Source organism: Curtobacterium sp. MCBA15_007 (assembly GCF_001864905.1).
GTDB classification, from domain to species: Bacteria; Actinomycetota; Actinomycetes; order Actinomycetales; family Microbacteriaceae; genus Curtobacterium; species Curtobacterium poinsettiae.
In genome coordinates this window covers 1-21837 of record NZ_MJGM01000067.1, presented here as the reverse complement: position 1 = coordinate 21837, position 21837 = coordinate 1, and the positions used below count along the sequence as shown (strand labels likewise).

The following is a 21837-nucleotide window of genomic DNA, read 5'->3' as shown; positions in this document are numbered from 1 at the left end:
TATCCGACCCCAAGGGCCAATACCGGTCAGGCGTCGCTTGTCGAGCCGTAGTCGATTCGAGGTTGCTCCCCATCCTGGACCGATTGCTCTGGACAAGAAGTGACGCTTTGTGGGAGGTTATGTTCCGTCAGGAAGGTACACAACCTGCCACAAAAAAGGGGTGCCATGATTCAGCTCGCTCAGCCCACAGCTGTTGCTGTCCTGTGCACGGCCGCGGTGGGGGTGTCCGTCACAGTCGCCGCCCTCGTAAGACGAGCCGGTATCCACAGTGCTTCCGGAACCATGCCGGGGGCCGATGCCCACATGCTGCGGTGGCGTCGACGCCGGTTATTGGGTGTTGGCCTCGGTCTGATCTGCGGCGCCCTGCTCTCCGGGTTTGAAGTGTGGGCGCTGGGGATCGACAGGGGCGGCCCTGCCGCTTGGCTGATCGTCGCTGTGGCTCTACTCGGCAGCGTTATCGGGCTCGTGGTCGCGGGCGTTCCTCTGGCTAGAGGCAAGCCCACAAGCTCGAGAGTGGCGCACTCGCGCCATCTGCGCTTTGAGGATCTGGTGCCTTTACAACTGCGCTGGGGCGCTCGCCTGATGGTCATCCTCGCGGTGATGGTCCTCATCGTCACGGTCGGCCTGGTCGCGATGCGCCAGGGTTCAACGCAGTACTGGTCTGCGAGGGCTCCCCTCTTTGCGTTTCTGCTCGATCCGCCCGTGCTCATGACGGTCGTCGCGCTGCTGGGGCTGATCATGTTCGAGGTGCGGGGCCGGAGCCTCGCTGCACGCTCCACGACGGCCAGCAACGCAGCAGAGCTGTCTGCCGAAGACCTCATCCGACGAAGCGCTTTGAGCGACCTCGCCTGGGCCTCGATACTGACCGGCATCCTGGCTGTCCTCTTCACGGGCCCGTTACTGCTGGAGATGCTCGGCTCGACTTTGCCGACGCCTGCGGCGGTCACCGTATTCAGGGTCGCGGTCAACGTCCTTGGTGGGATCGCCGTGGCGACGATCGTGTTCCGGCCAGCAAGAGCATTCCGCTACGTCTCAGGAGATCGACCCGCGGCGCGAAGCGCATCGTCGTGATCGTCCTTGACGACGCGTCGCCGACGCCGCCCTACGAGCAGATTCGTCTGCAGCTACGCGCGCAAATACTCGAGGGAGAGCTCCTGGCAGGGATGCGCCTGCCGACAGTTCGGCGCTTGGCGGCGGATCTTGGCGTTGCGACGAACACTGTTGGTCGCGCCTACAAGGAACTCGAAGCCGCTGGCCTCGTAATAACCCGGCGGCGGGCCGGAACCGTGGTGGCTGCAGACGGCGACAACGTACGCGAACGAGCACACCGCGCCGCCATCAGCTTCGTTCAAAGCATGAGTGGACTCGGCATCAGCTCAGCAGAAGCACTGCGGCTCGTGAAGGCCGCATACCAGGACCAGTGACGTCAACTCACCGCGAGGCGGAACGCCGTCCGGTAGCGGATCGTCTATCGAGACGGGGAAGAGAACACCGGGCGGCGCCTGTGATCTGGGCGGCCCATTGGTCGAGCCCGCACCGGTCGCTCGGTTGAACGACGCGGGCGAGGGGCCTGTTCTCGATTCCCCTAGTGCCGATCGGCCGATGGGCGGACGGCGAGGTTGGAGGTGGTGTGCCCGCCGTCGACAGCCAGCGTCTGCCCGGTGATGAACGCGGCGGCCGAGCTCAGCAGGAACACCACCGCGTCGCCGACCTCGGCGCCGGTCCCAGTGCGGCCCAGGGGAACCGTTGCTCGGTACGTCTCGAACAAGACGCCGTCGCTGTGGGCGAGTTCGGTCGCCTCGGTGCGGGTCAGACCGGGCCGGACACCGTTCACACGGATGTTGCGGGGGCCGAGCTCCGCTGCCAAGGCGCGAGTGGCCGCATCGAGTGCTCCCTTCGCCGCCGCGTAGAGCGCCGTTGCCGGGCTACCGACAGCAGACAACGTGGACGAGACGTTGACGATGCTCCCGCCTTCACGCATCACCAGCGCGGCCGCGCCGGACAGCAGCAGCGGTGCTCGGACGTCGAGTGACATCGTCAGGTCGATGTCACTCGCGCTGATCCGCTCGATCGGTGCAAAGTGCGCGGTGCCCGCGTTGTTGACCAACCCGTCGACCCGTCCATGGCGTTCCAGGGTCTGTGCGAGGACCTCGGTCGGCGCCGCCGGGTCGTTCAGGTCCGCCTGGATCCAGCTGGCAGCCTGCCCCAGCGTCGCGGCGTGCTCACGCAGTGCCTGACCGTCGCGGCCGACGAGGACGACTCGGGCTCCTGCTGCCGCGCAGCGGGCGCTGATCGCCGCGCCGAGGCCCTTCGACCCTCCTGTGATGATGACGACCCGGTCGTTCAGTGGAGCGGCGGGAGACGAGGTGTGGTTGTGCAAGCGCATGGCTGCTTCCTGTGCTCGGAACGCACGCCAGCCACCACTCGCGACGTCGGTCGACGCGGGGTCAACGGGGCTGGATGCGAGGGTTTCCAGCCCCGGACCGCCCGAGCAGGGCGACCGCTTCACGAAGGTGAACGAGTCGATCGTAGCGCTGCCGAGGCGGTCCGCAGGTCGGGCGACCGGCCCGGGGTTGGGGTACCCTGATGGTCTGACCGATTCCGATCGGTGTGGTCGACCTGCTGGTCCAGCGCAGTCGATCCGAGGCTGAAAACCTCCGGCATTCCCAATCGAAGCCCGGAGGTTTTCCATGGCCATGTCGTCGCGGACCGCGCCCAGCACATCCGCATCTCCCAAGCGTTGGTGGGCGCTCGTCGTCCTCGCGCTCACCCAACTCGTCGTGGTGCTCGACGGCACCATCGTCACCATCGCGCTGCCGCAGGCGCAGCAGGAACTCGGCCTCAGCGACCTGGAACGCCAGTGGGTCGTGACTGCCTACGCCCTGGCGTTCGGTGCCCTCCTGCTCCTGGGCGGTCGGGTCGCGGACTACTGGGGCCGCAAGCGCACCTTCTTGGTCGGGATGCTCGGTTTCGGTGCGGCTTCCGCGTTCGGCGGCCTCGCCCAGAACGGCACCGAACTGATCGTCGCTCGCGGTCTCCAGGGCGTCTTCGCAGCCCTGCTCGCCCCGGCTGCTCTGGCTCTGCTGACCGTGACCTTCCCGAGCGGGCGGGAGCGGAACACCGCCTTCGCGGTCTTCGGAGCGGTCGCGGGCGCTGGTGCGGCCGTGGGACTCGTGCTCGGCGGTGTGCTCACCGAGTTCGCCGACTGGCGTTGGTGCCTGCTCGTGAACGTGTTCTTCGTGGTCGTGGGACTCATCGGCGGGATGCTGCTGGTGACGGAGTCCCAGACCGCGGGCAACAACCGTTACGACCTCATCGGGGCCGTCACGGTCACGCTCGGGCTGGGTTCGCTGGTGTACGGGTTCAGCCTCGCCGAGCAGGGCTGGGGCCAGATCCAGACGGTCGGGTTCCTCGCCCTGGGTGCCGGTCTGCTGGTGCTCTTCGTGGTCATCGAGAGCCGTGTGGCGCAGCCGTTGCTGCCGCTCCGGGTCGTCGCCGACTCGGTTCGCGGTGGCGCGTTCCTGGTCCAGATGATCGTCGGCAGCGTGATGATCGGGGCCATGCTCTACGTCTCGTTCCACCTGCAGATCGTGCTCGGGATGGACCCGCTGCTCGCCGGCCTGGCGACGCTGCCGATCACGCTCAGCATCATGGTCATGGTGCCGATCGCGACGAAGCTGCTGTCCACCATCGGCCCGCGCCCCATGATGATCGGCGGACCCCTGGTCTCCGCCATCGGCCTCGCCTACCTCAGCCGTGTCACGGCCGACGGCTCGTACCTGGTGCAGGTGCTGCCGGCGTTGATCGTGCTCGGCCTCGGCATGGCGTTCGTCTTCGTCCCACTGCAGAACCTCGCGCTGACGGGTGTCGAGCCGCACGACGCCGGGGCAGCCTCGGCCACGCTGAACTCGGCGTTGCAGATCGGTGGGTCGATCGGTCTGTCGGTGTTCACCGCCCTCTACGCCGCACGCGTGGCCGACTTCGGCACCGGCGGGTCACAACTTGACGCGTTCACCAGCGGGTACTCCGTCGCGTTCCTCGCTGCGGCGATCGGACTGGTGCTCGCATCGATCATCGCGGCCGTGTTCATCCGTGGTTCGAAGTCCGAGCTGCTGCCCCAGGTGTCCGACACCGAGGCAGCGGTGTACGTGCACTGAGCGCCGTGTCGCGACTCGAGACCGTCCACGACGTCGTCGGGCCCTGGTCGCTCGCCACCAGCAGGCGGTTCTGGGAGGGCTTCACCCCCGGCAGGCTCGCGTCCCAGACGCAGGCACCGGGCATCCACACCACCTTCCTGTGCGACACCGACTGGCAGCGGGTGGACGCCGTCATCACCCAAGACGGGCCGTCCGTCCGCATCGTGGTCGATGGCACCGGGGATCTGGATGCCGCGACCGACCAGGTCCGCCGGCTGCTGTCGATCGACATCGACGGACGCAGCTGGCCCGACGTCGCGATGCGCGACGGGGTCATCGCGGAGGCGCAGGCGCAGCTCCGTGGCTTCCGTCCGTGCGGCTTCTTCTCGCCCTACGAGGCCGCCGTCTGGTCGGTGCTGTCGCAACGCCTGCAAATCCGGCAGGCGGCCGCGATCAAGACACGGCTCACACAGCAGCTCGGCGACGACGGAGCCTTCCCGTCTCCAGCCGCGCTGTTCGCGGAATCACTGGTCCTGCCCGGACGCAAAGCGGAGTACCTGCACGCGATCGCCGAGGCCGCGCTCGACGGCAGGCTCTCCGGCTCGTTCCTCCGATCGATGCCGTCGGCTGAGGCGTTCGTGCAGGTGCAGGGCATCCTGGGAATGGGACCGTTCTCGGCCGAGCTCGTGGTGATCCGCGGCGCGAACTTCCCCGACGTGCTGCCACACCACGAAGGCAAGCTGAGCGACGAAATCACGAGACGATACGGAACCGATCGCTCCTTCGATGAGATCACCGAGGCGTGGAAGCCGTATCGCTCCTGGGCCACGGTGCACCTGCGCGCGCTGCGAGCCGCAGAGGGCAGATGATCCTTCCGCCTAACCGCATCGGAACGTCGATTGGGACGCGACCACGACACGGAGCGAAGCTGCTCGTAAACGTCTCGTCGTCAGCCGTTACGCGGGGTCGACATCGAGCGCGACCCGTCTCGGTAGCCGATCTTGGGTTCAGCTGCGAGCTCCGTTCAGGGTGCCTGTTCTGCCGATACGCCGAGCCGCACCGCCAGCTCCATCGAGCGCAGACGAGCCGGTGAGAAGTCATAGGGCATGGCCTGGATCGCCTCCGCCGCGCTGGTGACCCGTGTGTCCTTCGCCGTGTCGGAGTCGGGCGCCGTGTCGGTGTCTTTGGGCAGGTGCAGTTCGTCCCAGGCATCGAAGAGAGCGTCGTCCTCCTCCAGCTGACCGGACTCCTCGATAACGCTCATCAGAGTGGTCTCGAAGGCGTACCGCTCGGCCGCCACCTGCGCCACGCGAGGGTCATCGACGGCGACCGTATCGTCGAGTGCCGCTTCAGCGGCGTCGACGCGGTCGGACTCGGTGCGCAGTTCGGGGTGAAGGGCGAGGGTGAGGAAGCGGCTGGCCTGAGCGATGGCGCCGAGGGGACCGAAGATGCGCTCGGTGACCAGGAGGGTGTCGAGGTCGTCCTGGCGCAGCGAGCCCACGGGTGCGGCCTCGAGGCGGCTGGAAACGAAGTCGTCGAGCAGCCCCAGCCGGCTGCCGAGGGTACGCATGCGCTGCACGGAGCTGAGCTTCTTCTGCAGCTCGGCCATCTGCGCGACGAGGGTGTCCTCGAGCCGCGCGAGGACACCGGCGACCTCGTCGTCGCTGTCAGCGTCGGCGGGTGCGCCACCGGTGAACGCATCGCGGACGTCGTCGAGGGCGATGCCGGCGTCGGCCATGCGTCGGATCCAGAGCAGTCGGATGATCTCTGCATAGCCGTACCGGCGTCGACCGTCGCTGCCTCGCTTGCGCTCCGGGAGCAGGCCGACCTGGTGGTAGTGGCGGATTGCGCGCGGAGTGGTGCCGACGAAGGCCGCGGCGTCGCCGATCAGGACCTCACGGGGAGGCGTCGGGAATGGGTGCATGGCGGGCCTCCGGGCTGGGGACGAAACTTAACGTGCTTCGAGCAGACCACATGACGCTGCGGCAGGTGCAAGCCGATCTCACGTAGGACGCTGACGCCGGTCAGCTGGCGTGTACATCGCTCGCCTGCAACACCTGTTGTTGAGGGCTGCTAGATCAGTGGTGAGGATCGGCGACTTATTGCTTTACGGGCCGAAGATGTGACCGGTGAGTAATCCCTGTCCGGACACCTTCGCAACGCGCTCAGCCGACGGCCTAGAGCCGGTCGACGGGGACCGCTATGCAACTAGACGGCACGAGCGATGCGCCCGGTCTCGCCTACCGGAGCCGCACACTGGGTGTTGTCAGCCGGTAGTGCGGGAGTTGCGACGGTCGAGCCCGCGCGTCACGGCCCCGAGGACCCAGTCGATGAACCAGCCGACGAACCCGATGACCGGGATGAGCACGATGATGACCACCCATACGACCTTGTTCGTCCCGCTCCGGCGCCGATCACGAGCAACCTGAACGAGCGCGACGATGATGAAGGCGAGATAGACGGCGATGACGAGCAGGTGCCATGCGGCGAGGTTGTTCACGGGCGCCGGGTCCTTTCGTATGTGGAGGGTCGAGAATCACGGCCTGGCTTCGTGCCGAGTGGCCTCAGCAGCCGGCTTCCTGGCAGAAGGCATCGAACGCCAGAAGCTGCGCTACGGTGCTGAGCGCTTCGACGTCCAGACCCACGCGCGCCTCGCAAGCGACCCATACCCGGCCGGAAGCGCTTTCGAGTTCCAGACCGCCCGATGAAGGATGGGCTATCGGGACGGGGTGCGTGGCGTGACGAAGATGCAGAAGGGGTGCCCGGAAGGGTCAGCGAAGACGATGAGGGGTTCGGTGGTGTCGGCGGTCCGGTCCGTCAGGAGTGCCGCTCCGAGCCGTAGGGCACGGGCCCGCTGCTGTTCGAGGGCTGATGTCGAGTCCACGGTCATGTCGAGGTGGAGCATCTGCGGGGGTGAGCCTGTCGGCCACTGTGGTCGTGGTAGGTCGGGAGCGAGTTGGAAGGCCAGGCGGCGAGTTCCGTCGTCGGCGGTCAGCACCAACTACTCGGGCTGCTCCGACTCGTCGGCGTCGGGTGCGTCACCATCGCGGTACCGGAGTCCCAGGAGTGACCGGTAGAACTCGGCCAGCTCGCGCGGTGCAGGGGTGTCGATGACGGTCTGGAACAGGTGTGGGACGTCGTCCGAGGAGGGCATGCCTCTGTCTACCGTCCTGACCACCATCGATTCACGAGACGCTGTTCTTGCCCCGTCGTCTGCCGTGCGCGGACAGGTCGGGAGTGCCACTCGGTTACTGGACCGCGTCGTCGTAGCTGATCCGGGCTGCCTCGATCGAGGGCATGTACGTGTTCGCCCACGCGAGAATCGCATCGATGGGTCGCTTGATGGTCTTCCCGAGCGGCGTGATGCGGTACTCGACGGCAAGCGGACGTGTGCTGATGACGTTGCGCTCGATGATCCCGTTGCGTTCGAGTCGTCGAAGCGTGCCGGTCAGGGACTTCTGTGTCACCGCGGGGATCCGCTTGCGGAGCACGTTGAAGCGCGCTGGTCCCTCGCACAGCTCGCTGAGGACCTGAAGAGACCAGCGATCCAGGACTTGGTCGAGGAGTTCTCGATGTGGCGCGGAGACCTCGATGCGACCTGCGGGTGAGTAGTCGGTATCCGTCACGACACCCAGTCTCGTTGCAGTGCCCTCCGAACACCAGGTATCCCTGAGGTACCTGATTGCGGGAGCACCGTCTTCGCCCATCTGATCCAACCGGATGGCTTCGTCGGGTTCGAGGCAGCGGCAGTCCACGACTGGCTCGAGTCCGTTGCAGACGGACAGCATCTTCGCTCCCACAGGAACAGACCATCACCCGAGAAGGAAACGACATGATTCCGCACACCAAGCACACCCCCACCAGCAAGGTCATCAGCGCGTACTACACGGTCCATCCGGAGGACCGCCAGACGTTCAACGACGCCGTGATCCCTCACCTGAGCACCACCGCGCAGCAAGACGGATGCACCTACTACGTCTTCGCCGAAGACCTCACCGACCCAAACACCATCCACCTCACCGAGGGCTGGCGTGACCAAGATGCCATCGACGCGCACATGACCGACGAGCGCTTCCTCAAAGCCGCCAGTGCTGTCCTCAAGAACGTCCGCATCATCGACTACCAGGCCGAGTACTACGACGTCGCAACCCAGACCGCCGGCGCACTCCCAACGTGAACTGAACCACCGACCCACCGATTTGCGGACCGGGGTCAGCGCCCGTGTCTCGGTGAGGGATCGGCTACCGGACACGCGCGGCCGTTTCTGGAGCCCGCCAGGATCCAGGGATCTCGGTGTCTCAACAGACCCGCCCGGCGATGCGCCCGGTGACGGTTCCCTTAGTGAGACACGGGGGCTGCTGGTGGCACGCACCCCTGGTCAGGACTCGAGGGTGTTGGTCTCCGTCGCAAGTGCGGCTGCGAGGTCGGCTTCCGAGGGCAGGGCAGCGCGGACCGCGGGCGGGAGGAGGTCGTAGCTGGCGACACCGATCGGGGTCTGCTGTCCCGCGAGGGAGTATCGGACGACGGCGTCGTTCTTGTCGGCGACCAGCAGCAGGCCAACGGTGTCGGCGTGCTGGGGGCGGCGGAGCTTGTCGTCGACGAGTGCGACGTAGAAGCCGAGCTGGCCGAGGTACTCGGGCTTGAACTTCCCGGTCTTGAGCTCGATCACCACGTACCGGAGCTGCTCGACGTGGAAGAACAGCAGGTCGACGTAGAAGTCGTCCCCGTCGACGTCGAAGTGCACCTGCCGGCCGACGAACGCGAACCCTTCGCCGAGCTCGCGGAGGGTATCGATGATCCTGTCGACGAGTGCCTGCTCGAGGTGGCGTTCCTTCGCATCACCGTCGAGGGCGAGGAAGTCCAGCACGTACGGGTCCTTCGTGATCTGCTGCGCCAGATCCGAGTCCCCCGGCGGGAGGATCTCGGCGAAGTTCGTCGGCGCCGCCTGCAGCCGGGTGTGCGCCTCGGACCGGATCTGGTGCTCGAGGACGTTCCGCGACCACCCGTGCGCGGCCGCCTGGCCTGCGTACCAGTCGCGGAGCTCGTGGTCATCGAGCCGGTCGAGGAGGACAGTGATGTGGCCCCAGGGCAGTTGTGCAACAGCCTGTTGCAGAATCTGCTCGTCCGGCCAGGCCGCTGCGAACGCACGCATGTACGCGAGATTCCGCGGGGAGAATCCCTTCATCTCCGGGAATTCAGCACGCAGATCCGTCGCGAGCCGGCCGACGACGTTGCTCCCCCACCCTTCATCGCCCTGGCGTTGCAGGATCGTTGCGCCGATCCCCCAGTACAGACGGATGAGTTCTGTGTTCACGCGGCGCTGCGCCGTGAATCGGGCGGCGCGCACTTGCTGCTTCAGCTCGGCAAGAGCAGCGGCATACCCGGATACGGCTGGCGACGAATCAGACATCACCGCTCAGTCTGCCCGACCAGCCGATCGGAAGAAGAACGAACGCAGCGTTCTACGGGATCAGCTATGCAAGGGTGGAGAGGATCCCCGAGCGAAAGGCGACCTCCCATGGCGCAGAAAGTCACCACGCACCTCGTCGACGACCTCACCGGCGACACCATCGAAGACGGCAAGGGCCGCACCGTGTCCTTCTCTTTCGATGGCGGCCACTACGAAATCGATCTGACCGACGACAACACCGACGCGCTCCGCGAAACGTTCTCCGACTACATCGCCGCAGCACGCAAGGTCACGGGCCGCGCTGGCCGCACCAGCGCCGGCAGCGCGCCGAAGCGTGGCAACTCGGAAGAGCTCGCGAAGATCCGCGAGTGGGCGAACGCGAACGGCCACGAGGTCTCCTCCCGCGGGCGCATCAGCCAGGCCGTCCGCGACGCATACGACGCCGCTCACTGACGCCGCTCCCCCTTGAAAAGAGCCGGCCTCCCTCGAGGGCTGCCGGCTCTTCTCATTGGCGCCAATACGGCGTTTTCTATGTCAGGTTTGAGGTAGATTCTCCAAGTGACACTCGACTTCATCTTCGGACCTCGGACGCGCCTGGCCGACCACGGTCGCCCCGACGGACCCGTATGGACGAGATCAGTGGCGGTCGATCTTGATTCGTTACGTGATGTCATTCAGCTGGCGCGCGAGTGGTCAGCGCAGGAGCCCATACTGATGATCCACGCATCAGGTCCCAACAGCTCCGATCGCGAAGTATCGGTGGATGACCTTCCCAGCATGACCGAGGAAGAGCGACGCCGACTTTCGATTCAGTCACACAGCAGACCGGACCTCGATGGCGAGCCAAGGAGTGTCATGATCGCCTTCGCTGGCCCCTCCGTGGCAGTCGAGCCTAACGGTGCTCATTGGCGGGACCGCATCGTCGATCGCTTGCTGGGCGAGAAGCGTCCACTCGTGGACTGGAAACGCCTTGAGACCCTCGGAGCGGTGGCCTTCACGATTCTTCTGGCGCTCCTTTGGCTGATAGTGGAGCGGACAGCATCTATGCCCCCTGCAGCACACGTCCTGGGATGGATAGTTGCCCTTGTCATCATCCGCTTTGGCTGGAAGCAAACCAAGCAGCGACTCAATGGTCTCCATCGAACCGCGGGCCACCGTATCGCCCTAGAGAGTCGCCTCGACATCATCCGCCGTCGCAACGGTTACAAACGTGATGTTCAAGTCGCTGCGCTTTCGGTCCTCGGCACCGTCGTGGCCGGTGTCGTAACCGCGGCCGTCGCCTACTCGCTTGGATGGAGCCCAGCTTAACAAGCAGGCCCCAGGATTTTCGCTCGTCGCGGGGATCCGTTTACCCTCTGGAGTCGCGCAAGGCCGCACGACGACCAATTGAAATAACCACGCCTTGCGACTAACTAGTGGTGATGGGCACTTCGATGTCGTCGCGCGCGACAACGGTGCCGTCCTGAATTAGATAGCACTCCACATGGTGGGTACCGCTGAAGGATGTTGTCTCGTGCCGCTCACGTCCGTAATTCGGCTCAATCAGGCCGCCGCGGATTGCGTCCCGCCTCTCGGCTTCTGGCCCGCGATTTAGAACCTTCCACCGCACAACGAACGGGCCAGGGACATCCGTATGGACGATCCTGAACTTAAGCTGCTTTCGTGGGAGCAACCAAGTGCGACGTTGCAGCATCTCCCGGAGCATCGACGGGCGGAACCCATCTTGCGTCACCTCGCAGTCGATGCCGACGCTATAACGAATGTCAACCCTGTACGAATCCTCGACGAATTCCTCCGTATCAGCGAAACGCGTCGCCGATGCGGCAAGGGCATCCGACGCAGGTGCGGGTACGACCCGGCCAAAAATATCTCGCCACTTCTTGTAGGCGTTCTTCTGGCCGTCAGCCTCGATAGCTTTCAACGCAAGGTTGTATGCCTTGCGCGCCTTTGGCTGGAAGCGCCCCTTCACCGCAACTCGTTGCTTACTGCCAACTGCGGCATAGAAGTCGTGATCTTCTTCCTCAGCCAGAAACAGGAAGAACTCCTTGACCATCTCGTCGTCGAACACCGCACTCGACGAATGAAACTCCGTTCGGTCCCCGATGAAGTTGTAAACGAGTGTGTCGATGAGGAGCCCGCTAATCGGCACACCGTGCTTGTTCTTCCATGCCCGGACTAGCTTGCAGAGCCGTCGAAGGCTGCCGTTGGTACGGATATTCTCCGCCCGCATCTCATCGATTTCCGCCCGCGGCTTTGTAAGCTTCCAGGAATCTGACTTTGTGTCGGGATACGAATAAGAGTCGGTATTTTCGAATACCGGCTGCACCTCGAACTTGAAGTCTCTGAAATGCACCACAACAACAAGTCGATCAACGGTCACCGACGTATTCGCGTACCGCTTCTCGATTGCCTTCCTTACGCGCGCAAGGAGCCTCGACGGCCCACCGGCTTTAGTGTAATCGTTGCGGACGCTAGCGGGGAGAATGAATAGCAAGTCTAGGTCGGAGATGCCGCGAGTCGCGGTCCACCGACCATAGGAGCCGACCATCAGCTTGTTCGCAGTGGATCCTTCTATGCTTCGAAATTCAAAATTCAAGCTTTTCGTGATTTCGTCGCGTCGTTGTGCAATTTTGTCACTCGTGTCGACGGTGAGATTCGTCATCAAGCCGTCGAACATGTCGCTGGTCGTCGTCATTCTGCAGCGCCTTTGTTCTGACGGAGGTGCACCGGAAGGAGGTGATCCACTTCAGCTTCTGAGAACGTGAGTTCCTCGTTCGACTGCAAGGCAACCTGCGCGGCTGAGTACGCCAACGAGCTGGTCCGTGGCGCGTCGGCCAGTACGGCAGCAGCGCGACTTTGAAGCTCATCTCGGCGGCGTTCGATGGCCGGGATGTCGCTTTCACCAGATTTGATGGTGACGATCAGTGAAAGATAGGACTCGCGAAGGTCCCATAGCGCGACAGCTGCCGCCCGATGCTGCTGCATCTCTTCGCCGTAGCGGAAGGTTTTGTCTGCCAGGCTGGACGCCGACAGTAGTACAGCGATGAACGAAGTCGCTACCGCTGCCCACTTCTCGTCAAGCAGCAGCCCTAGGAGCGACGCGAGAAACGCACCCGAGCTCACCGCTGTCAAGCCGACGCGAATCTTTCGCTGCCTGCGATCCTTGCGTTCGAACAAATCGGCTTGCTTTTCATGGGTCTTGTGGGTGTACGCAATGCGCCCGTACAACTCCCGCACCTGCGCGAGCAGGTGTGAAGTGTCCACGGCCCCATCCCGGGTGCCAGTTGCTGTCACGATGTACCCCATCTCGCCGACGCTGCCAGAACCTAGATTAGGTGTGACCACCGACAACTGCACTCACTCCTTCCCTCGAGAAAAGTGCACCCCCGAGCGACACCTGCTGCTGCCGGCACACGCGGCTGCTCGCTCGCGAGGAAGTGGGAAAGCAAGCAACCATCGCGCACTACTGTCGAATCCATCGTGGTTATGGGGTATACCTCATTGCAACTGACCGCCACCGGGGTGTTTCGCGTGGTTTTAGGGTGCCTGATCGGCTTTTGCGACAGAAGTGTGCGAGGGTCTAGGGGTGGTGCAACACAAGACGCAGACCGTCGCTTACGTTCGAGCGAGCTCGTCCGATCAGAACCTTGATCGACAGCTCGAGGCGATCGGCGACGTCGACCGGGTGTTCGAGGAGAAGGTCTCCGGAGGATCCCGCACCGATCGAGAGGCGCTGCTCGACTGCATCAGGTACGTCCGCGACGGCGACACGGTTCGCGTTGCTTCGATGGATCGTCTCGCGCGCTCCCTCGGGGATCTTCGGGACATCGTCGACGAGATCACATCAAAGGGCGCGTCGGTCATGTTCGTCAAAGAGCAGCAGACCTACAGCCGTGACACCGACGACGCGATCGGCCGGCTCATGCTCAACCTCCTCGGTGCGTTTGCAGAGTTCGAGCGCACCCTCATCCGCGAGCGGCAGCGCGAGGGGATCCGGATCGCGAAGGCGGCTGGCAAGTACAAGGGACGAGCCCGGAAGCTGACGGACGACCAGGTCATCGAAGCACGGCGGCTGATCAGCACTGGTGTACCCAAGGCTGCCGTGGCGCGTGACCTGGGCGTCGACCGCACGACGCTCTATCGGATGCTGGCCCCCAGCGCCCTCGCGCCGGCCCAATCGGATCTGCGGCCTGAGAGCGCGCCGCTTCGCTGACTCCCTCGGCGGCTTGCGACGGCCTGGACTTTGTGCGGGATGTGGAGAATCTCGACGCGTTTTGTCTCTGCGTCCCACACTGGGTGCATGTCCGACACCCCGGTGCTTCTGCCAGCGTCCACGCTCGTGGCCGCGTCTGGACGGGATACTGACACCGCGATCGCGTCGCTCGCAGGCCTCTACGCGGGCCGAAGCTGGTACGCCCGCCCGGTCGACGAGAACTTCTGGTTCAAGTACGTCGGGGTCGGTGATGACCTGCTGAGCGTGCGGCGATCCCAGATGCACGGCTACCTCCGCGGCGACGTCGCCACCGAAAGCGAGGTCGTCGTGCAGTGGCTGGAGCGCGGCGGCGCCCGCGTCGACGTCGCCGCCGCCGATATCCACATGCGCCCAGGGGTTCCCGTCATGTTCCCGGCGGACCGCCGATTCGAGTTCGAGTACCAGGACTGGGACCAACGACTCGTGCATGTGCGCCGCGATCTCCTCCTCGAAGTCGCCGCTGAGCAGCACGTGGTCGCCGGGCCGCTCGCGTTCGATCACCAGGTTGAGCCAGACGGCAACAGCAGTGCGCTCTGGCGGAACGCTGTCGCTGGCGCCGTGCGCGCGTTGCAAGCGGGTGGTCCGTCGTCATTGGTGTGGCACGAAGCGCAACGCAACGTCGCCCGGTCTCTGCTGCACCTCTACCCTCTGCACACCGAGATGCTGCCGATCGGTCGCAGCAGCCACAGCGATCATCGGCTCCGCGCCGCCGTCGAGTACATCCACGCTCACGCGGCCGAACGGGTCGTTGTCCAGGACATCGCCGACGCTGCAGGGCTCAGCATCCGCGGCGTACAGGATGCGTTTCACCGCAGCTTGGACCGCGCTCCCCTGAGCTACCTCAGGGAAGTGCGGCTGACCCGCGTGCACGAGGAGCTCCGCACTCTCGACCCCGGAACAACGCGTATCAGCGACGTCGCGCGCCGCTGGGGCTTCTCCCACATGGGCAGGTTCTCGGCCGCCTATGCCGACTGCTTCGGCGAGTACCCCCGCCAAACGCTTCGTCGCTCGTGAGCGTCACTGGTGCTGCCCGGCGGCGAGCTGTTCGTCATGCTCGCAGCCACGAAGCAACATCGGCACGTTGCACCAGGGGACGGGCCGGAGGAGCGCACGCTCAACTCCAGCCCGGGGAGCTGGTGAAGCGTCCCGGAGAGACCATACGGGCGGCATCGCCAGCCGAGAAGTGAGAAGTCCGCAGAACGTCGCTCGCCTCTTCTACGCTGCAGGACGGCGGCCCGCCGGCGGCCCATCTGTCGCGGGACCGACCCTGCCGTGAACATGGCGAGTGCGCCGGCGTACGCTCCGCACACACCGACCACCACGCACTATCGGGCAGGAACCAGCATGAGCGACACCTCGCACCACGACCACGACTCGGACGATGTTGCGTCGCCGGAGGAAGTCGACCCGATCGACGGGACCGACGAGAACGACCGACCGATCGACAACCCGTCCGGCTGAGCACCACATGTCGGCGTCCCGGTAGCGCGCACCGCGCGCCGGGCGCCCTCCTCGGGCAACCAGGTCAGGGGTTGGGGGTGACGTCGAGCGCTTCGAGCGGCAGGTTGCCTTGCGCCACGGCGGAGGCGACGTCGGTGAGGCGTTGCTGGTGGATGCGGGCATAGCGGCGGAGCACCTCGCGCGCCGTGTCCGCCAGGGACCGAACACGCTCAGGCACTGCTGCTGTTCCACTCGGGCAGCCTAGATCGGCGCTTAGCCCAGTTACGTCGTCCCCTGCATGGAACTCGACCGTGACTCGAATCACGGCCAGCATCGCTACAGCGGCGCACGGGGACATGTGTCGCGGCTCGAACGACGAAGTGTGATGAGAGCGCCGTCGCGTCGAACCCGAATCGTCACGACGGCGCTTCCTCCTGTCGCGGCACCCTCTGCGGCAGAGGCACGCGGACAAAATATCTGCACGCGAACAGCCGGAGTGTCCCTCGCCCACCTGGATGCCCCGTGCACGTTTGCTCCGCAAATACGTTCGTCCCCCGTCCGCCTGATGGTGGCTGCCTGGCCACCCTCGGGCGTGGGTACGTTCGAGGCACGCGCAACGGTGTGCGAATGACGGAGGAGATGAGCATGGGACTCGACGACAAGATCAAGAACGCCGCGCAGGACATCGCCGGCAAGGCGAAGGAAGCCGTTGGCGATCACAAGGGCGATGACAGCCTCAAAGCTGAGGGTCAGAAGGACCAGGCCGCTGCGTCGACGAAGAAGGTTGGCGAGGACGTCAAGGACGTCTTCAAGTAGCACGCAGCACACGTTGATGGCCCGTCCCTAACAGGAGACGGGCCATCAGCATTTTTGAGTCCGGGCGGTGCGCTCCGCGTTCGGGTCGGCTGGTCAGACCTTCGTCAGGGCGCCAGCCGTGGCGGCCGCCGCATACCAGTCGATCTTCGCGTCCGGGGCAGGGGCATGGAACTTCACCCGGCCGCGCACCGCGGCCTCGGTCGCCGTGTACAGCGGGTTGTCGAACCCGGCGATGAGCGCCGCGACTGCGTCCTGCAGGCCCCGGTAAGCGTCGACGTCGTGCGCGACGATACCGGCGGTGAGCTTGCTCGCGGCGGCGGACCCGGTCTTCCGCGCTTCGGCGGTCGCTTCGCCCGCGTGGCCGATCGCCCACGCGTGCAGCGCGGCCAGGAGCATGGCCGCCTGGTCGTGCGCGGGGCCGGAGAGGCTGGCGACCCGGGTGTACCGGTTCGCGGCCATCTCGACGAGCCCTTCGGACTCGAGCCGGGCGATCGCTTCCCGCACCGGAGTACGGGAGACCCCGAGCCAGCTCGTGAGCTCCTCATCGTTCAGCCGCTCCCCTGCCTCGAGCGTGCCGTTCTCGATCGCCTCAAGCATCTGCTCGTAAACGACATCACGGAGAAGACGGCGGGGACCCTGGCTGGTCGGAGACTTCGGAACAGGCATGCCAGGACCATATCCCGAATATCAGCGGGGCGTGGTGTGCTTCACTGACGAGTCGCCAGCTCGGTGGACGCCGCTACTCGACGAGCGCGCTGCCCGCGGCCTGCTCCAGCACCGCACGCTGCGCCGCGACGGTCTCTCGGTGCTGGAGGCCGGCTTGCAGCTGCTCCCAGTCCTGCGCTCGCATGACCCCGTGCCGCCAGACGGCGACGCCCACGACGACGCCGATGACGAGTCCTACCCCCGACATCGCCGGTGACACGTTGGGGCTGATCCCATCCCACCGGTGGTCCAGGCCTCCGTCAGCCACGACGACCAACGCTGAAACCCACCACCACACGAATGCTGCACCGAAGAGCCCCGCCCACGCCACAAGGCCCGTCACCACACCGATCCAGAACGCGCCCCACCCATCGATGATCCGGGGCCGAGGCGGGTAACCACGCAGCAGATCCTCCCTGCGCCGTCGCCGCCGTTCAACCCGGAACCGGACTTCGAGCACGACCAGGAGGACGACGCTCACCACGGCGACACCGAGCGGGAAGAACACCACACGCTGCAACAGCCAATCCTGGAGCAGAAGCGGCGCCAGACCCGGGATGAAGAGCAGAAAGCTCGTGAGAAGGATCATGCCTTGTGTTCTGCGCGCCGTCCTCGGCTCGCTGCCCCATACCCAGAGCGCACCGGTCACGATCGCCGCGTTCAGGACCACCCACGCTGCAGCGCTGAGAATCGCACCCATCATCGAACCTCCCCAGTTGGCGGGACTGTACCTCAACCAGGTAGTGGGCAGTGCGTTGGCACCCGGTGGCCGATCGGCTAGCTGAACGCCTCTGCCCTAGGGCATGGCGTTCTCGTCGTGGGAGGGGGTGGTCATGCCGTCACCGTACGATCTCAACGATGGTTGAGATCAATACCGCATGCGACGTCGACGCGGGATCGACGCGGGATCGCCGGTTGGTCCTGATCCGAGTGCGTGACGGGGCGGCGGCTGGTCGCGTCTCCCGGACAGGAGGCTCACCACCCTCGGCAGTCAGCGGTCACGCTCTCGGATGCGCACAGTGGGGGCGTTCGGTTCGTTCCAGCGGAAGAGAACGAGATGCCAGAGATCGGGTCGTCTCCGCGAGGGATCGATCAGACCCGCCGCTCCGACCTCGACGAGGCGGTCGCGCACCGACCAGGACGCCGGCGTGCCGCCAGCATCGGCGTCCTGTTGCCACGGTGCCATCGCGTCGGCGAGGTCGATCCCGATCCGCGACCGGGCTTCGGGGTCCCGCAGGTCGACGATGCCGGCTGCTTCGACGTCGAGCTCGATGATCTCGAGTGCGCTCGCCCTGGCGTCCCTGTGGGCGATTAGCGCCGCGTCGACGCCTTCGACCGAGGAACTCAGGTACAGGGTGGGCTCATCTGCTCGTGAGTAGCGGCCAGCGGCGCGCGACCCGGCGATCGCGAACTGGTGGTTGCGCGGGTCGATGGCCCGGTGGAACGTCCCACGGACGACGGGAGCGAAGAGCGGATCGGCACTGTTCATCGCATCAGCCTCGGTTCAGTTCGAGTGCCCGGTGGGGAAGCCACCCCTCGCGTCCGTCGGTCTTGCGACACCACACCCAACCGCTCTCGGGGTCGTCCCGGAGCAGGTGCACGACTTCCCCTTCGGAGGCGGGGATCTCCTGCGTGTCGTATGCAGTGCGCATCCTGGGCGGTGAGCTCGTCGTGTCGACGTGACGGACGGGCACCCACCCGCTCCCGTCCCGAGCGGTGACGAACACGAACGCCGGCCATTCGGTGTCACGCTTGCCGAGCGCGACGGTGTCCCCGGCCTCGAACCGGTGCGGAGCTCGATCTGGGACGGTGTGATCGGCGCGCACCCTGCGGCGGGAGGGCGTCGGAAGCGGCGCACGCGGGGAGTCCTGCACGTCGTCACATCCCGGGCCGGAGGTAGTCATCAGGGCTGTCGCCACCGGTCACGGCCGCGAAGATCGACCGCTTGTCCGCCGGGTTCTTCGGGTCGTGGAGGACGGCGATGGTCGCACCGACCGTCGGGGCCGACCCGTGGGGGAATCCGTTGGTGCGCTCGACCCATCGAGTCTGGCCAGCGGCGTCGGTGAAGGTGAAGGTCCAGCGGAGGAGCGTGAGCGCCGCATCGGGGGTCGTCGTGCCGCTCACAGCGGTGACGGTCCCCGGGGTCCGGTGCCCAGCCGACAGGAGCGCCGTGACGCGACCGCGACGGTCGCGTTGTCCGCGACGGCCGATGGTGCCCAGCAAGAGCGCCACGAGCGCCAGCGCGGTGAACAGGCCGGGGAGCCACCAGGCGGATGCGTACCAGACCCACCCGCCGATCCCCCACGCCGTGTCACGGCCGAACTCCGCGTCGACGGCGGTACCGACGCGGTCGGGGGCGGGCCAGAGGACGGTGGTGGTCCACCACAGTCCAGCAGCGGCGCCGATCAGCCACAGGCTCCCGGGGCCTGCGCCGGCGAAGTCTGCCGACCTCCCGGTGAAGCGGTGGTTCCATCGCGAGTACACCGCCACGGCGATCATGGATCCGAAGACGGCCGTCGGTGCTGCCCACCACGGATGATCCGGGTCAGGGGAGTGCGAGAAGACGCTGTTGAGCTGCATCTCCCGGAACACGCCGGTGAACGATCCGATGGCGTAGCCGGACACGGCGCCCGCAGCGACGACGAGGGCCGCGCCGACCAGTGTCATCGTCAGGGCAACGGCGCTGCCACGGAGACGCGTTTCGCGGCTCTGCCTCGCGGCGGACGGATCAGTCGTGCTCATCGGCGGTGATCAGTACTGCGTCGGCGTCGAGGAACCGGCCACGGCGACGGCGATGATCAGGACGACGTACAGCGCGGTGATGACCCCGCCGACGATCACTGCTGCCAGTGCGAGTCTGCGACCGTTCTCCGAACGGGACTTCACCTGCGAGAGCGCGACGAAGCCCAGGACGAAGCCGATGAGCGGAGCGAAGAAGGCCAGCACGAGCGAAACGATCGCGAGCGTGTTTGTCCGCGGCGCAGGTGCGTGGTGCGCGGTTGACGGGTAGCGCGTGGAGGGCTGCTGAGAAGTCACGGCCAGGACCGTATCTCACATCTGTTTTTTGCGTGAACCGTCTCGAAAATCCTCTTCCGACCGCGAGCGCGCCGATTTTGTAAGCGCTTCCATCAACAACTGGCAAGCCGTTACCGTCGTCGCGACGGAGCACGAGGAGCGTGCTCCCCGACGAGACGAGGACGGGTTTCATGGGACTGATGGACAAGTACAAGGCGCTCTTCACCGGCCCGGCGATCGACGTCGCGTCGGAGATCGGCCAGTTGCTCCCCGACGGGGACCGCGTCCTGGTCCACTGCCAGGTGATCCCGAGCGGTTTCAAGCGCGGTGGGGGCGGCGTCGGCGTCGACGGCCGGCTGCTGAACCTCGTGACCTCGGCGGTCGAGACGGCGGTGTCACGGTCGAACCACATCGGCGGCGACGAAGGCTCGACGGCACGCAGCCTGCCGAACGAGGCCGGCCCATACCTCATGGTGATCAGCGAGCAGAACCTGTCGATGTGGGACCTCGGGATGACGGGGAACCAGCTACCGGCCGAGCACCTCGTCACCGTTCCGCGGTCCCAGGTGTCCTCGATCGTCGACACCGGCAAGACGGCCCAGGGTGGCGTCCCGGTCGCGCGAATCACCTTCGCTGACGGGTCGTTCGCCGACCAGCGGCTGGTCAGCAAGCCCGGGCCGGATTTCTGGGCAGTCGCCTCGATGATTTGAGGTTCAGCGCGGCACCCCTCGACTGCTAGAGACAGAGCGAAGCGTCTAGGTTCGGGGCATGAGTGAAGTGACTGCCGATCTGCTCCGTCGCGGCACCACCGAAGAGATCGCCGTAGCGATCCTGCGTTCGCAAGGCGGCGAGGGAGCGACGGTGAACGGTCACAACGTCGTTGTCGGCGGCGATCACACCTACTCAAGTGAGCCGGATCGGAAGGCCCTGGTTGGGCGGCTCAGCGATGGGTGGGCGTGGATTGTGGCGCACGGATGTGTCGGACCGAACGGATCGTCAGGCGGCTGGCAGCGGGTCACACGGCAAGGCGCAGAACTCGCTGAAGACCCGAACGCGCTTCTGCAGCTGCAGGGCGATGAGCTGTTATCGCCCAACCTGTCTCCCGAGCTTCGTGTGTCCGCGTTGCCGGCGTTCGTACGAGGTGACTACGAGACCGCCGCGTTCGCTGCGATGAAGGCTGTCGAGGTTCGAGTGCGAGAACTCAGCGGCCTTCCGGACGGACTCGTCGGCGTGAAGCTCATGCAGGAGGCGTTCAAGGAAACGGGGCCTCTTACTGACCCGGACGCTGAGGCGGGAGAGCGGGTTGCGACCATGCAGCTCTTCGCCGGCGCTATCGGTGCGTTCAAGAATCCCGCGAGTCACCGAATCGTTCTCTTCCGCGACCCGCTCGAGGCCGCGGAGGTTGTGCAGCTTGCGGATCTTCTCCTGCGGATGCTGAGCCGAGTGCCCAGGGTCCGGTGACGGTCACGGCGGCCTGCTCTCGGCGGAGTTGCCGGGTCTCGGCCCAGCGCTGTGTGCGGAGCCGCAAGCGGGCCGTCTGCACTCCGCCCTATTTATCGAGGACGCCGCCTGCTTGGAGGCGCATGGTGTCGTTGGGATTCATCACCAGGACGGTGTCCGCTCGGGGCACGAAGGACGCCGGGCGCCGGTAGGTGAGGAAGCGACTCCGACGGCTCCGACGGCTCCGACGGCTCCGACGGCTCCGACGGCTCCGAACCAGTCTTGATCGCCGATACCCATCAAGGACGCCGCCGAAACACGTGGTAGTCGAGGCGGCTACTCAACCGACCGCACCTGTCGGCGGCTTCGACGGTTCGGTTCTCGTAGGCTGCTGCCGTCGGAGCTCAGCGATCAGCAGCTCCCGCTCCCCTCTGTGTGAAGGATGACCGCGAACGTGTCTGCCCTGGTCATCATCCCGACCTACGACGAAGCCGAGAACGTCCGGCCCATCGTCGAACGCACGCTGGCCGCGACGGACGCCACGGTGCACGTGCTCGTCGTCGACGACAACTCGCCCGACGGCACCGGCGACATCGCGGACGCCATCGCGACCGAGACCGACC

General features: G+C 65.7%; 29 protein-coding genes. 13 read left to right on the top strand and 16 right to left on the bottom strand.

What is annotated here, in order from left to right; genetic code table 11:
- The first annotated feature begins 165 nt into the window (after nucleotides 1-165).
- Entirely contained in the window at nucleotides 166-1071 is a 906-nt protein-coding gene (locus BIU95_RS15310) for a hypothetical protein (RefSeq protein ID WP_139179843.1), read from the top strand.
- A complete protein-coding gene (locus tag BIU95_RS17910) occupies nucleotides 1068-1424 on the top strand; it encodes a GntR family transcriptional regulator (RefSeq protein ID WP_042539506.1) in 357 nt (118 codons plus the stop codon). The genes BIU95_RS15310 and BIU95_RS17910 overlap by 4 nt, the downstream gene beginning before the upstream one ends.
- Before the next feature lie 161 nt (nucleotides 1425-1585).
- Here BIU95_RS17910 and BIU95_RS15305 read toward each other — a convergent pair whose 3' ends face one another.
- Nucleotides 1586-2386 carry an SDR family NAD(P)-dependent oxidoreductase gene (locus BIU95_RS15305; protein WP_042539507.1) on the bottom strand — a complete coding sequence of 267 codons (801 nt, stop codon included), beginning with the start codon at nucleotides 2384-2386 and terminating at the stop codon, nucleotides 1586-1588.
- Between the two features lie 304 nt (nucleotides 2387-2690).
- Between BIU95_RS15305 and BIU95_RS15300 the strand changes: the two genes are divergently transcribed.
- Nucleotides 2691-4157: an MFS transporter gene (locus tag BIU95_RS15300; RefSeq protein WP_082046946.1), complete on the top strand. Its 1467-nt coding sequence runs from the start codon at nucleotides 2691-2693 to the stop codon at nucleotides 4155-4157.
- 5 nt (nucleotides 4158-4162) lie between these two features.
- On the top strand, nucleotides 4163-5005 hold the full coding sequence (locus tag BIU95_RS15295; RefSeq protein ID WP_052481828.1) for a DNA-3-methyladenine glycosylase: 843 nt from the start codon (nucleotides 4163-4165) through the stop codon (nucleotides 5003-5005).
- A 155-nt stretch (nucleotides 5006-5160) separates the two neighbouring features.
- On the opposite strand, the gene BIU95_RS15290 is transcribed toward BIU95_RS15295, so the two are convergent.
- From BIU95_RS15290 to BIU95_RS15275, 5 genes are all read right to left on the bottom strand, one after another.
- The gene (locus tag BIU95_RS15290; protein WP_042539511.1) at nucleotides 5161-6060 is read right to left on the bottom strand and encodes a MerR family transcriptional regulator; all 900 of its coding nucleotides are present in this window, start codon (nucleotides 6058-6060) and stop codon (nucleotides 5161-5163) included.
- 342 nt (nucleotides 6061-6402) lie between these two features.
- Nucleotides 6403-6636: a PLDc N-terminal domain-containing protein gene (locus tag BIU95_RS15285; RefSeq protein WP_042539513.1), complete on the bottom strand. Its 234-nt coding sequence runs from the start codon at nucleotides 6634-6636 to the stop codon at nucleotides 6403-6405.
- A 216-nt stretch (nucleotides 6637-6852) separates the two neighbouring features.
- Entirely contained in the window at nucleotides 6853-7134 is a 282-nt protein-coding gene (locus BIU95_RS19240; protein WP_331385092.1) for a VOC family protein, read from the bottom strand.
- A 3-nt stretch (nucleotides 7135-7137) separates the two neighbouring features.
- On the bottom strand, nucleotides 7138-7290 hold the full coding sequence (locus tag BIU95_RS19235) for a VOC family protein (protein ID WP_331385091.1): 153 nt from the start codon (nucleotides 7288-7290) through the stop codon (nucleotides 7138-7140).
- A 94-nt stretch (nucleotides 7291-7384) separates the two neighbouring features.
- Complete coding sequence (locus tag BIU95_RS15275) at nucleotides 7385-7762, bottom strand: helix-turn-helix domain-containing protein (RefSeq protein WP_042539515.1); 378 nt, start codon at nucleotides 7760-7762, stop codon at nucleotides 7385-7387.
- 206 nt (nucleotides 7763-7968) lie between these two features.
- Between BIU95_RS15275 and BIU95_RS15270 the strand changes: the two genes are divergently transcribed.
- Nucleotides 7969-8313, top strand: a complete 345-nt coding sequence (locus BIU95_RS15270) for a putative quinol monooxygenase (RefSeq protein ID WP_042539517.1) — start codon at nucleotides 7969-7971, stop codon at nucleotides 8311-8313.
- 201 nt (nucleotides 8314-8514) lie between these two features.
- On the opposite strand, the gene BIU95_RS15265 is transcribed toward BIU95_RS15270, so the two are convergent.
- On the bottom strand, nucleotides 8515-9546 hold the full coding sequence (locus tag BIU95_RS15265) for a YhcG family protein (protein WP_071252063.1): 1032 nt from the start codon (nucleotides 9544-9546) through the stop codon (nucleotides 8515-8517).
- A gap of 108 nt (nucleotides 9547-9654) precedes the next feature.
- Between BIU95_RS15265 and BIU95_RS15260 the strand changes: the two genes are divergently transcribed.
- On the top strand, nucleotides 9655-9999 hold the full coding sequence (locus BIU95_RS15260) for an Lsr2 family protein (protein WP_071252062.1): 345 nt from the start codon (nucleotides 9655-9657) through the stop codon (nucleotides 9997-9999).
- 105 nt (nucleotides 10000-10104) lie between these two features.
- On the top strand, nucleotides 10105-10854 hold the full coding sequence (locus BIU95_RS18380; RefSeq protein ID WP_139179841.1) for a hypothetical protein: 750 nt from the start codon (nucleotides 10105-10107) through the stop codon (nucleotides 10852-10854).
- Nucleotides 10855-10954: 100 nt separating this feature from the next.
- Here BIU95_RS18380 and BIU95_RS15255 read toward each other — a convergent pair whose 3' ends face one another.
- Nucleotides 10955-12241, bottom strand: a complete 1287-nt coding sequence (locus BIU95_RS15255; protein WP_071252061.1) for a nucleotidyltransferase — start codon at nucleotides 12239-12241, stop codon at nucleotides 10955-10957.
- The gene (locus BIU95_RS15250; protein ID WP_071252060.1) at nucleotides 12238-12852 is read right to left on the bottom strand and encodes an SLATT domain-containing protein; all 615 of its coding nucleotides are present in this window, start codon (nucleotides 12850-12852) and stop codon (nucleotides 12238-12240) included. The genes BIU95_RS15255 and BIU95_RS15250 overlap by 4 nt, the downstream gene beginning before the upstream one ends.
- 280 nt (nucleotides 12853-13132) lie before the next feature.
- On the opposite strand from BIU95_RS15250, the gene BIU95_RS15245 reads away from it, so the two are divergent.
- Nucleotides 13133-13759, top strand: a complete 627-nt coding sequence (locus BIU95_RS15245; RefSeq protein WP_231564136.1) for a recombinase family protein — start codon at nucleotides 13133-13135, stop codon at nucleotides 13757-13759.
- 87 nt (nucleotides 13760-13846) lie between these two features.
- Nucleotides 13847-14812 carry a helix-turn-helix domain-containing protein gene (locus BIU95_RS15240; RefSeq protein WP_071252059.1) on the top strand — a complete coding sequence of 322 codons (966 nt, stop codon included), beginning with the start codon at nucleotides 13847-13849 and terminating at the stop codon, nucleotides 14810-14812.
- 511 nt (nucleotides 14813-15323) lie between these two features.
- On the opposite strand, the gene BIU95_RS18830 is transcribed toward BIU95_RS15240, so the two are convergent.
- Nucleotides 15324-15476, bottom strand: coding sequence for a hypothetical protein (locus BIU95_RS18830; RefSeq protein WP_156155414.1), 153 nt, complete (start codon nucleotides 15474-15476; stop codon nucleotides 15324-15326).
- Nucleotides 15477-15883: 407 nt separating this feature from the next.
- On the opposite strand from BIU95_RS18830, the gene BIU95_RS15235 reads away from it, so the two are divergent.
- Entirely contained in the window at nucleotides 15884-16054 is a 171-nt protein-coding gene (locus BIU95_RS15235; protein WP_042541276.1) for a CsbD family protein, read from the top strand.
- Between the two features lie 93 nt (nucleotides 16055-16147).
- On the opposite strand, the gene BIU95_RS15230 is transcribed toward BIU95_RS15235, so the two are convergent.
- From BIU95_RS15230 to BIU95_RS15205, 6 genes are all read right to left on the bottom strand, one after another.
- Entirely contained in the window at nucleotides 16148-16720 is a 573-nt protein-coding gene (locus tag BIU95_RS15230; RefSeq protein WP_083389404.1) for a GntR family transcriptional regulator, read from the bottom strand.
- A gap of 73 nt (nucleotides 16721-16793) precedes the next feature.
- A complete protein-coding gene (locus BIU95_RS15225) occupies nucleotides 16794-17459 on the bottom strand; it encodes a hypothetical protein (protein ID WP_139179840.1) in 666 nt (221 codons plus the stop codon).
- A 291-nt stretch (nucleotides 17460-17750) separates the two neighbouring features.
- The gene (locus BIU95_RS15220; protein WP_071252057.1) at nucleotides 17751-18248 is read right to left on the bottom strand and encodes an RES family NAD+ phosphorylase; all 498 of its coding nucleotides are present in this window, start codon (nucleotides 18246-18248) and stop codon (nucleotides 17751-17753) included.
- A gap of 4 nt (nucleotides 18249-18252) precedes the next feature.
- Nucleotides 18253-18411 carry an SH3 domain-containing protein gene (locus BIU95_RS19125; protein WP_231564086.1) on the bottom strand — a complete coding sequence of 53 codons (159 nt, stop codon included), beginning with the start codon at nucleotides 18409-18411 and terminating at the stop codon, nucleotides 18253-18255.
- Nucleotides 18412-18637: 226 nt separating this feature from the next.
- The gene (locus BIU95_RS15210; protein WP_071252056.1) at nucleotides 18638-19501 is read right to left on the bottom strand and encodes a DUF3592 domain-containing protein; all 864 of its coding nucleotides are present in this window, start codon (nucleotides 19499-19501) and stop codon (nucleotides 18638-18640) included.
- Between the two features lie 9 nt (nucleotides 19502-19510).
- A complete protein-coding gene (locus BIU95_RS15205) occupies nucleotides 19511-19795 on the bottom strand; it encodes a DUF4190 domain-containing protein (protein ID WP_042539493.1) in 285 nt (94 codons plus the stop codon).
- Between the two features lie 170 nt (nucleotides 19796-19965).
- Between BIU95_RS15205 and BIU95_RS15200 the strand changes: the two genes are divergently transcribed.
- From BIU95_RS15200 to BIU95_RS15190, 3 genes are all read left to right on the top strand, one after another.
- Nucleotides 19966-20484 carry a hypothetical protein gene (locus BIU95_RS15200; RefSeq protein WP_071252055.1) on the top strand — a complete coding sequence of 173 codons (519 nt, stop codon included), beginning with the start codon at nucleotides 19966-19968 and terminating at the stop codon, nucleotides 20482-20484.
- A gap of 58 nt (nucleotides 20485-20542) precedes the next feature.
- The gene (locus BIU95_RS17900; RefSeq protein ID WP_082046942.1) at nucleotides 20543-21235 is read left to right on the top strand and encodes a TIGR02391 family protein; all 693 of its coding nucleotides are present in this window, start codon (nucleotides 20543-20545) and stop codon (nucleotides 21233-21235) included.
- A 421-nt stretch (nucleotides 21236-21656) separates the two neighbouring features.
- On the top strand, nucleotides 21657-21837 hold a 181-nt coding region (locus tag BIU95_RS15190; protein ID WP_139179839.1), incomplete at its 3' end, for a glycosyltransferase.

Bases quoted from the DNA above. Each gene is read 5' to 3' on its own strand.
- BIU95_RS15200 (WP_071252055.1), top strand. From the start codon at position 19,966: ATGGGACTGATGGACAAGTACAAGGCGCTCTTCACCGGCCCGGCGATC.
- BIU95_RS19125 (WP_231564086.1), bottom strand. From the start codon at position 18,411: ATGCGCACTGCATACGACACGCAGGAGATCCCCGCCTCCGAAGGGGAA.
- BIU95_RS19235 (WP_331385091.1), bottom strand. From the start codon at position 7,290: ATGCCCTCCTCGGACGACGTCCCACACCTGTTCCAGACCGTCATCGAC.
- BIU95_RS15305 (WP_042539507.1), bottom strand. From the start codon at position 2,386: ATGCGCTTGCACAACCACACCTCGTCTCCCGCCGCTCCACTGAACGAC.
- BIU95_RS15265 (WP_071252063.1), bottom strand. From the start codon at position 9,546: ATGTCTGATTCGTCGCCAGCCGTATCCGGGTATGCCGCTGCTCTTGCC.
- BIU95_RS15220 (WP_071252057.1), bottom strand. From the start codon at position 18,248: ATGAACAGTGCCGATCCGCTCTTCGCTCCCGTCGTCCGTGGGACGTTC.
- BIU95_RS15255 (WP_071252061.1), bottom strand. From the start codon at position 12,241: ATGACGACGACCAGCGACATGTTCGACGGCTTGATGACGAATCTCACC.
- BIU95_RS15300 (WP_082046946.1), top strand. From the start codon at position 2,691: ATGGCCATGTCGTCGCGGACCGCGCCCAGCACATCCGCATCTCCCAAG.
- BIU95_RS15230 (WP_083389404.1), bottom strand. From the start codon at position 16,720: ATGCCTGTTCCGAAGTCTCCGACCAGCCAGGGTCCCCGCCGTCTTCTC.
- BIU95_RS15235 (WP_042541276.1), top strand. From the start codon at position 15,884: ATGGGACTCGACGACAAGATCAAGAACGCCGCGCAGGACATCGCCGGC.
- BIU95_RS17900 (WP_082046942.1), top strand. From the start codon at position 20,543: ATGAGTGAAGTGACTGCCGATCTGCTCCGTCGCGGCACCACCGAAGAG.
- BIU95_RS15210 (WP_071252056.1), bottom strand. From the start codon at position 19,501: ATGAGCACGACTGATCCGTCCGCCGCGAGGCAGAGCCGCGAAACGCGT.
- BIU95_RS15270 (WP_042539517.1), top strand. From the start codon at position 7,969: ATGATTCCGCACACCAAGCACACCCCCACCAGCAAGGTCATCAGCGCG.
- BIU95_RS15260 (WP_071252062.1), top strand. From the start codon at position 9,655: ATGGCGCAGAAAGTCACCACGCACCTCGTCGACGACCTCACCGGCGAC.
- BIU95_RS15310 (WP_139179843.1), top strand. From the start codon at position 166: ATGATTCAGCTCGCTCAGCCCACAGCTGTTGCTGTCCTGTGCACGGCC.
- BIU95_RS15225 (WP_139179840.1), bottom strand. From the start codon at position 17,459: ATGGGTGCGATTCTCAGCGCTGCAGCGTGGGTGGTCCTGAACGCGGCG.
- BIU95_RS15240 (WP_071252059.1), top strand. From the start codon at position 13,847: ATGTCCGACACCCCGGTGCTTCTGCCAGCGTCCACGCTCGTGGCCGCG.
- BIU95_RS15290 (WP_042539511.1), bottom strand. From the start codon at position 6,060: ATGCACCCATTCCCGACGCCTCCCCGTGAGGTCCTGATCGGCGACGCC.
- BIU95_RS15250 (WP_071252060.1), bottom strand. From the start codon at position 12,852: ATGGGGTACATCGTGACAGCAACTGGCACCCGGGATGGGGCCGTGGAC.